2 rRNA genes are annotated in these 1,626 nt (G+C 54.6%); both read right to left on the bottom strand.

Annotated features, from left to right (window positions below):
* Position 1 precedes the first annotated feature (1 nt).
* Positions 2 to 121, bottom strand: a 5S ribosomal RNA gene (gene rrf / locus ACFQ91_RS17180).
* 135 nt (positions 122 to 256) lie between these two features.
* Positions 257 to 1,626, bottom strand: a 23S ribosomal RNA gene (locus ACFQ91_RS17175); the annotation flags it as partial.

Here is a 1,626-nt window from a genome sequence, read left to right as displayed (position 1 = left end):
ATTGCGGCAGTCACTTACTCTCCCACAACCACCAAGTTGCAGTACCATCAGCATGACATGGGCTTAGCTACCGGGATCGGAACGGTTAACCGGGCGTTTCCCCACCACTATCACCACCGCAAAACCAACAAACCACCCACACACTTACCCGTGTGTGGTAATGGTCCAAGAACCGCACAGCGAACGCGAACACCACACAGCGTGGTCTCATCAAAAACCCGTTAATGTTACTTCCGCACACACCAACCCCGAAAGGGTTGTGTGAGTGATCGGCGTATTAGTACCAGTCAACTCCACACATTGCTGTGCTTCCATACCCGGCCTATCAACCCAGTGTTCTCCTGGGCACCTCCCCCCACAAAATGGGATGGAAATCTCATCTCGGAGCAGGCTTCCCGCTTAGATGCTTTCAGCGGTTATCCTTCCCGAACGTAGCCAACCAGCCATGCACCTGGCGGTACAACTGGCACACCAGAGGTTCGTCCGTCCCGGTCCTCTCGTACTAAGGACAGCCCTCCACAAATTTCCTACGCACGCAGCGGATAGGGACCGAACTGTCTCACGACGTTCTAAACCCAGCTCGCGTACCGCTTTAATGGGCGAACAGCCCAACCCTTGGGACCGACTCCAGCCCCAGGATGCGACGAGCCGACATCGAGGTGCCAAACCATGCCGTCGATATGGACTCTTGGGCAAGATCAGCCTGTTATCCCCGAGGTACCTTTTATCCGTTGAGCGACCACGCTTCCACAAGCCATGGCCGGGTCACTAGTCCCAGCTTTCGCTCCTGCTCGACACGTCCGTCTCACAGTCAAGCTCCCTTGTGCACTTACACTCGACACCTGATTGCCAACCAGGCTGAGGGAACCTTTGGGCGCCTCCGTTACTCTTTAGGAGGCAACCGCCCCAGTTAAACTACCCATCAGGCACTGTCCCTGAACCCGATCAGGGTCCGAAGTTAAGGAATCCAGAATGGTCAGAGTGGTATTTCACTTGCCGACTCCACCCGATCTGGCGACCAGGCTTCAACATCTCCCACCTATCCTACACAAACCACACCGAAGCCCAATACCAAACTATAGTGAAGGTCTCGGGGTCTTTCCGTCCTGCTGCGCGTAACGAGCATCTTTACTCGTAATGCAATTTCGCCGAGTTCGTGGTTGAGACAGCAGAGAAGTCGTTACGCCATTCGTGCAGGTCGGAACTTACCCGACAAGGAATTTCGCTACCTTAGGATGGTTATAGTTACCACCGCCGTTTACTGGGGCTTAAATTCTCCGCTTCACCCTTACGGGTTAACGGGTCCTCTTAACCTTCCAGCACCGGGCAGGCGTCAGTCCGTATACATCGACTTACATCTTCGCACGGACCTGTGTTTTTAATAAACAGTCGCTTCTCTCTGGCCTCTGCGACCACCACCAGCTCCCAACCGCAAGGATTGTTCACCAGGATGGCCCCCCTTCTCCCGAAGTTACGGGGGCATTTTGCCGAGTTCCTTAACCACGATTCTCTCGATCACCTTAGTATTCTCTACCTGACCACCTGTGTCGGTTATAGGGTACGGGCAACACACACCCTCACGTCGATGCTTTTCTCGGCAGCAGAGGATCACCAGATCACCCCACC

Source organism: Brevibacterium sp. NPDC056726 (assembly GCF_042790515.1).
GTDB classification, from domain to species: Bacteria; Actinomycetota; Actinomycetes; order Actinomycetales; family Brevibacteriaceae; genus Brevibacterium; species Brevibacterium sanguinis.
Note: the sequence above shows the minus strand (reverse complement) of the source record. Positions and strands in the feature narration are given on the sequence as shown.